The sequence below is a fragment of the Buttiauxella gaviniae ATCC 51604 genome, assembly GCF_001654835.1.
Classification (GTDB): domain Bacteria; phylum Pseudomonadota; class Gammaproteobacteria; order Enterobacterales; family Enterobacteriaceae; genus Buttiauxella; species Buttiauxella gaviniae.
In genome coordinates, this window is the sequence record NZ_LXEP01000011.1 from 208,198 (window position 1) to 216,687 (window position 8,490).

The window sequence follows — 8,490 nt, forward strand, 5'->3', positions numbered from 1 at the left end:
AACGCAGAAGCAGCTCGAAATATGACGGCTATTTAGAAGATGCCCTGGTCGTCAGAGTTCAATAAATCCTCTAACCCACCCAATCCCTGGCGCGCCTGCGCACGATTCATCAGCTTAACCTGCGCCATTGGCGGCAAGTCAGTAATCGTTATCACGCCTTTTTGAATCAGCAAGAAAATCAGGTCATCCAGAACACGGACCATTTCCAGGTCGCTTCGCTGAAGTAATTCTTTATGTTGCAGACTCTCATCAACCACGTCCCGGGCACTGTTCCAGGCGATGATTTCAGGTGTCTGCGAGAAGACTTCACCGGTCATACCACTAAACGGCTCGTTCTCAACCCGCGTTAGCTGGCCTTCTTCATTACGTTGAACGTAATACATTTTCGATACCTTTATATGCGTAGGAATCACCGCCCGGTTAAGGGCGGTGAGGCTCAATTATGAATGGTAATGCTCAGGCTTTGGGATTAGGTGGTCCAGCGAATGGGTCGCCGCCCCCGCTGAGTCAAAGCTTGCATGGTGTGCATCACCACCGTGTGTCGGGGTAACAGAAGGTGCATCAGCAGCGCTTGCACCTCCCTTGCCGTGGTGTGCATCCCCGCCCTTAATCATCTGCGTAATATCTGTACCTTCGTGCAGTTCGTGCGCCAGATCGCTCAGATCAACTTTCTCGTTTCCGTGATTTTCTTTACCGGTAAAAATCTTCAGGCTTTCATCACCGTGATGACCTTTAGAATCATGGGCAAGATTAAAGGAGAAAGTATCGTGACTGTCATCAAACAGGTTACTTAATCCATTATCGTGAGAATGTGCATTAGCAGCATGATGTGATTTGTCACTACCATCTACGTCATGCTTTCCACGATGGGATGGATCATCCATCGTAAAATCAGCGTTTTGATGGATAACGTTGGTGTTGCCATGATCGTCGTTAGCGATAACTGAAACACCCACGCTATTTTTACCAATATGGAGCTCATTGGTATTAACCGGAACGTCATAGGTCAGATGGCCATTATCTTCGTGCAGTATCACGTCATAATGTTTGTCATTGATGGTGACATTGATATGTTCGTTGTTATGCACATCTGCGCTGTCGATCTGGCCGGTAATATGAGTCACATGATGACGCGCTTCTTGCGAATCTATGTGGTCATCACCTGTCACTTTATCGATAGTGATTTTAGCGTCTGCGTGGGTATCCATCTGCACATCATGTCCAGCATGAACGGTGATTGGGTTACCGACTTTATCTGTCGCATCGATGCTCACATCAAAGGTGTTTTTCCCTTCATGCAGCAATGCTTTATCCACAGGGATGTCGTAACCCAGATGGCCATTAATATTTTGAACCACACCCGTGAACGAATGACCGTTAACCTTCACCGTCACACTATCGCCCAATTGCGCATCTGAATCCGTACTCACCGCACCGGTAACAGAAACATGGTCAAGCTCTGAGGCATTGATGACATCGTTTCCTGCCACTGGATTGAGGGTGATGGTGGCAGCAATCTGGGTATCCACCTGCACATCATGTCCGGTATGAACGGTGATTGGGTTACCGGCTTTATCCGTCGCATCGATGCTCACATCAAAGGTGTTTGTCCCTTCATGCAGTAACCCTTTATCTACATGAATGTCGTAACCCGGGTGGCCATTAATATCTTGCACCACACCCGTGAACGAATGACCGTTAACCTTCACGGTCACTTTATCGCCCAGTTGTGCATCTGAATCCGTACTCACCGCACCGGTAACAGAAACATGATCAAACGCTGCAGCATTGACCACATCGTTCGTACCCACAGGATCGAGGGTGATGCTGGCATTGATCTCAGTGTCCACATGTACAGTATGTGTGGTTTCAACAATGGTAGCGTTACCGGCACTATCCGTTGCATCAATACTGACACCAACAGTGTTATCACCTTCAAGCAACAACGTTTTATCCACAGGTATGTTGTAACCCAGGTGGCCCTTGCCATCTAAATCTATAACGGCACCTGTGAACGTCGTACCGTTGACCGTCACGATCACTGAAGCGCCTACATGTGCATCAACATCTGTACCAACCGTGCCGGTAACCGAAACATTGTCAACCTCAGCGGCGTTAATGATATCGTCCCCTGCCACAGGATCGATGGTGATGGTGGCATTAATCTCAGTGTCCACATGTACAGTATGTGAGGCTTCGACAGTGATTGCGTTACCGACACCATCCGTCGCACGGATACTGACAGCAACGGTGTTATCACCTTCATGCAATAACCCTTTATCCACATGAATGTCGTAACCCGGATGGCCATTAATATCTTTAACCACACCCGTGAACGAATGACCGTTAACCTTCACCGTCACTTCATCACCCAGTTTTGCATCTGAATCCGTACTCACCGCACCGGTAACAGAAACATGATCAAGCGCTGCGGCATTGACCACATCGTTCGCGGCCACAGGATCGAGGGTGATGCTGGCAGCAATCTGGGTATCCACCTGCACATCATGTCCGGCATGAACGATGATTGCGTTACCGGCTTTATCAGTCGCATCAATGCTCACATCAAAGGTGTTTGTCCCTTCATGCAGCAACGTTTTATCCACAGGAATGTCGTAACCCGGATGGCCATTAATATCTTGAACCACACCCGTGAACGAATGGCCGTTAACCGTCACTGTCACTTTATCGCCTACATGCGCGTCTGAATCCGTACTAACCGTACCGGTCACAGAAACATGGTCTACCGCTGCTGCATTGACCACATTGTTCGCTGCCACAGGATCAAGGGTGATAGTGGCAGCCAACTGGGTGTCCATCTGCACTTCGTGTCCATCGTGAACAGTGATTTCGTTACCCGCATCGTCCGTCGCTTTGATACTCACATCAAAGGTGTTTTTCCCTTCCTGCAGTAAACCTTTATCCACATGAATGTCATACCCCAGATGACCCTGGCCATCCAGATCTATAACTTTTCCCACGAATGGTGTCTTGCCATTAACCATTACCGAGACTTCATCACCCAGTTTTGCATCTCCATCAGGTGCAACCGTACCGGTAACAGAAACGTGGTCAGACTCTTTGGCATTGATAACATCATCCGTTGCTACAGGAGCAAGAGTGATGTGCGCGCCAATCGTAGTATCGAGTGTAATCGTATGAGTGTCGGTCGAGGTGTACAAGTTACCGGAAGTATCATGCCCAGCGAGCGTTACATCTAACGTGTTATCGGTTTCTTTTAAGAGGCTGTTATCAACCGCAATTTCAAAGGTTTTCTGCCCATTATGCAGGATGTAATCGCCACCCACTACTGGCTTACCATTCAGCATCAGCGTCACGGTGTCGCCGTCTTGTGCATCACCAGACACAGTACCGGTTATCATGGTGGTGGGATTGCTATGTTCTGCGATATTTACCTTGTCGTCGCCCGCAACAGTAGCGATGTGGACTTCATTTTTCACATCATGGTCGATGGCGATGGTGTTAGTGTCGTTGACAGTTAAGGTATTACCCACTCCATCTACGCCGGTTACTTTATAGGTAATCGTCTGATTAGTAAGCAGATCTGAGGTAGGGACATCCAGTTTAAAGGTGAACCCATTTGTAGGATCACCATGGATGGTCACAGGCCGTTCGTTGCCATTGACGGTGAGAATTACAGTACCACCGTCTTTCACATCACCCGTTACCGTGCCGCTAATCTGCGTGGTTGGCTGGTTACTTTCCTCGATGTTTAGAATGTTATCTTGTGTAACGTTATCGAAGGTCAGCGTGACGTTAGCGTGATCGTCAATGGTGATGACTTTATGCACATCCTGGCTGAAGTCATTACCCGCATTATCTTGTCCGGTGACCGTTACGATAATTTCTGGCTTGTCTGTGTGCTGTGATTCTAATTGAACTTTTAAATTGTGGGTGTCCACTTCCAGGGTGTAAACCAGCTTGCCGGTTAGGCTATCGAGTTTCACATCAGCCGTTTCTGTAACGCCATTGAGCGTGACTGTTACTTTATCGCCGACAGCAGCATCGCCACCCACCGTGCCACTGATCTGGGTTTTGTCTGCGCTCAGATCTTTAGCCGAAAGGATGTTGTCGCCAGAAACCGTGTTAGTGGTGATGGTTGCGGCAGCCGAAATATCAGTTGAATACTGTGCAGTAGCATGGCCAGTTGTGGAGTTTCCGTGATCATCATGCCCGGTGACTTCTGCCTTGATCTCGTTGCCAAGTTGCAAGTCGCTGGTTTTGACATCTACCGCGTATTTCAGATCTTGACCAATCTCAACGTTTTGATAAACCTGCCCATTAACGGTCAGCGTGACATGCTCACCCGGATGCACATCACCGGAAACATGGCCGGTGATGGTGGTTGTAGCCTGCTGAGTTTCATGTAGATTCAGGATGTTATCGCCAGTGACGCTGTCGATAGCGACTTCAGCTTTAACTTCCGTATCCACCGTTATGGTTTTGCCGTCCGTTGCCGTAAAGGTATTCCCCTGATCGTCATGCCCGGTCACACTCACGGTGATGTCCGGGGTATGGCGCAGATCGTTAACGCTGATGTCTTTGCTGAACCGCATTACACCGTTGGAGTCAGTAAAGACCTGTGTGGTCACTGGGTGACCGTCGACCATAATAGTCACGTTGCTGCCATTATGGATGCCGTCGCCATTAACGGTGCCACTAACGGTGGTCGTCCCAGACTTCGACTCCAGAATATTGATGACATTGTCACCCGCGATATTATCGAGGTGAATTTCAGCCGTCACATGAGTATCCACGAGCACCGTCTTTTGCACACCGACAGCCGCTGTATCGCCAGCACCATTATGCGCGGTGGCAGTGACAGAAATATCCGGGTGAGCCATCAGAAGCTTGGTATCAACTTCAATCTCGTAGCCCAACTCACCCGGCAGATGAGGGCGGTCAACAACCTTAACGGGAATATCTTGGTTGCCGATATGCAATGTAACGAACTCGCCAGCATGAACATCACCCGTGACGGTGCCACGAATCGTCGTTGTACCCTTTTCTGATTCGACTTTATTAATCACATCATTACCCGCAATTGGGCTGATGGTGATAACCGCATGAGGAGGATCATAATGCGGTGGCGTTGTCGTGGTTCCACCCGTGTTCCCACCAGATGGGTAACCCGGTACGTTTGCATGGATATGGTCGGTTGCCATAATCGGGTTACCATGCGGATCGGTACCCGATATTTGCACTGTGATATCAGGATGAGCCGCGACATATTTTGGATCATCCACATTCTGGCTGAACCCTAATTTGCCATCGCTCAGGCGTATAACTTCGGTGTCGTAGGTTTTAGTGCCAACGGTGATAAGGACATGATCGTGTTCATGCACATCATCACCTTTAACATGCCCCGTCACAATATAGTAATCAGGGCCATTATTATTGTTCGCATTTGCCGTATCAGCTTTGATCTGAACATCAGCAAGCGTATCAATAGCGACTTCGTGATCCGCCGTTGCAAGGAAAGTATTCCCCGCGTCATCGTAACCGGTTACCGAGGCATGAAGGATAGGCTTATCACCGCCTGCCAGCAGATCATCAGTGCTGACATTAATGCTGTAGCCCAGGCCATTGCCTTGAGCAACAACACTTCCGTAGTAGTGCTGCCCATTGACTTCAAGATCAACAATGTCGTTGAGATGAACGTCCCCGGTAACTTTTCCGGTGATAGTTGTATGATCCTGGTGGGCTTCAACATTATTGAGCCAGTCATCGCCCGCAACGGTGTCAATACTAATCGTTGCCTGCGCGCCGTCATCTCTTGCAACATCATGATCAGTATGAACTGTAATGGTGTTGCCGTGTTTATCTTCGGTGCTGACTGTAGCGTCAATATGCCCGTTGGCAAGCAAGTCCGCCGTGTTCACATCAACGGAATAACCTAGTGCCCCATTGAGGTGAGTCTGGGGCTCTACCGTGGCTGCATAGTCGGTATTATTGACCATAACATGCACCGTATCGCCTCGATGAACATCGCCACCCACGGTGCCATTAATAGTGGTAGTTGGGTGTGTTTGATCAGCCTGATTCAGGATGTTATCACCAGAAACCACGTTGATGGTGAGCGAAGCGTTAGCATGATCGTCAATACCTACATGATGATCAGCAGTGGCAAGTTTGTGGTTTAGTGCATCGTCAATCACATTAATACTGGCGTGAATATTCGGATCTTGATGAAGATCAGTGGTGTCTACCAGGACGTTGTAAACCATATTGCCCTGAGAATCGAGTTCCACTGTCCCATGGTAATCCTTGCCATTTACCTTCAGCGTGACTTCCTCGCCCGGCTTCATTTCTCCAGTTAACGTACCGCTCACCAGAGTGTACTTGTGATGAAGTTCTTCACCGTTAAGCGTGTTATCAGGGGTAACCGAATCAATGGTAATTACAGCTTCCACTTTGAGATCAACAACCACAGTCCTGTCCGCATGCGCGGTTGCCGTGTTATTGGCATTATCAGTTGCTGTCACAGTTGCCGTAAAGTGCGGGTCGACCATCAGGTCATGAGTACTAACCTCTTTATGCCACACCAGATTGCCATTGGTGTCTTTGGTAACTTCTGTTGTCAGATCATTACCGTTAATCACCAGGTGAACAACATCACCTTCTTTTACGTCATCGCCGACGGTACCTGAAACTTTAGTGAATTCTTTATCCGACTCGTCACCATTGATCATATCGTCGCCGGTCACCTTATCGATGGTGATGGATGCATCCGCTTGCAGATCAATACCAATATGGTTGGTAACCTCGAAATGATTTTCGTTACCGGCGGCGTCGTGCGCCACTACATGGGCAATCGGATTCGGGTCGGCTAACAGATCTTTAGTCGGCACATCTACGCTATAACCCAAAGCGCCATGTTGATAAGGCAGCTTAATCACTGTGGTTTCATAGGATTGGTTATTGACGGTGATGATGACTTTATCGCCTTCATCAATCTGGCCAGTCGCAGTGCTGCTCACCGTACCAGTGATTTTGGTGGTGGTTTGTCCCGATTCATCGTAGTTAATTATATTGTCGCCGGTCACCGGGTTAGTAGTGATATGACCTTCAGCGTAGTTATCAATATGCACGGTGTGATCGGTGGTAGCGGTCACTTCGTTACCGGCAGCGTCATGAGACGTAACACGGGCGATAATTTTCATATCACCATCAAGATGTTGCTGGTTATCACCGAATGCTGAAGAATCTACCGGGATCTGGTAACCGAGATGGCCGTTACCCAAATCAACGACATTTCCACCATAGAAATGGCCATTAATCTCGATGGAAACCTTATCGCCAACCTGGGCATCTCCACCGACATCACCGGTGATCAACTGCTTCGGCGTGGACAATTCATCGTGATTCAGAACTGGGCCTGCGGTAAGTTCATGAATGCTGATAGTGGCATCGGCATGAGTATCGAGCGTGATTGTCGTGTGCTCGATCGCCACCGCCTCGTTATGAGCCGTATCGTGACTGGTCACTTTTACCGTCACGTCATTGTTACCTTCGATCAGCACACCAGTCGGGATTTTCGCTTCGTAATAAAGGTGACCTTGCGGGTCAGCAAAAATAGTCCCGTGGACGGTTGTCTTGCCAACAGTCACGTCCACCGCATCGCCGATGTGCGCGTCTTTACCGGTGATTCTTCCTGTTACCAGGGTTTCATGCTTTGACTCACCGGCGTTAACGACGTCGTCACCCGCCACAGTGTTAATCGACACACCATTGTAGGCATGGTTATCAACGTGAATGGTGTGTTCACTGACAACAATAGCTTCGTTGCCGGCAGCGTCATGAGATACAAGCGTGGCCTTAACAGAAACATCTTTATTCAGAATAGTTTTGTTATCACCGAATTCTGTCGAAGGAACCGGGATTTTGTAGCCCAGTGTACCTTTCCCGTCATGCATATCCTCAACGCGACCACGATAATAGTGCCCGTTAATCTCGAGTGTGACTTCATCGCCAATCTGCGCATCACCACCGACAACGCCCGTGATGGTTTGATTATGGTGGCCTAATTCAGTGTGGTTGAGAATATTGTCACTGGTGGCGTCATTAATGGTGACGGAGTTATTTGCATGGGTGTCAACGGTGACGGTTTTATGCTCAGTCGCGATTGCAGTGTTACCAGATGCATCTACACCGGTGACCATCACCTGCACGTCGTTGCTGCCTTCATTCAGCACTGCCGTCGGGACCGGTACTTCGTAACGCAGCTGGCCGTTATTATCCACCACCACGCCGTTGTAATTATGACCGTTAACACTGACCACCACGTGGTCACCCGCCTGCGCATCACCGGTCACATTACCGCTGATAAAGGTCGGCATGCGACCTTCATGTGCGTTGACAATGTTATCACCCGCCACGGTGTCGATAGTGACGGCGTTATGCGCCTGCGTATCCAGCACCACGGTTTTGTGCTCAACGGCAATCGCGGTGTTACCGGACGCATCCACA

Annotated in this window: 2 protein-coding genes; both read right to left on the reverse strand. The window is 49.0% G+C overall.

The window, feature by feature from the left end; all coding sequences use genetic code 11:
• Positions 1–32: 32 nt before the first annotated feature.
• Positions 33–383, reverse strand: coding sequence for a hypothetical protein (locus M977_RS07105; protein ID WP_064513526.1), 351 nt, complete (start codon positions 381–383; stop codon positions 33–35).
• A 57-nt stretch (positions 384–440) separates the two neighbouring features.
• Positions 441–8,489: an Ig-like domain-containing protein gene (locus M977_RS25210; protein ID WP_064513529.1), complete on the reverse strand. Its 8,049-nt coding sequence runs from the start codon at positions 8,487–8,489 to the stop codon at positions 441–443.
• Position 8,490 lies beyond the last annotated feature (1 nt).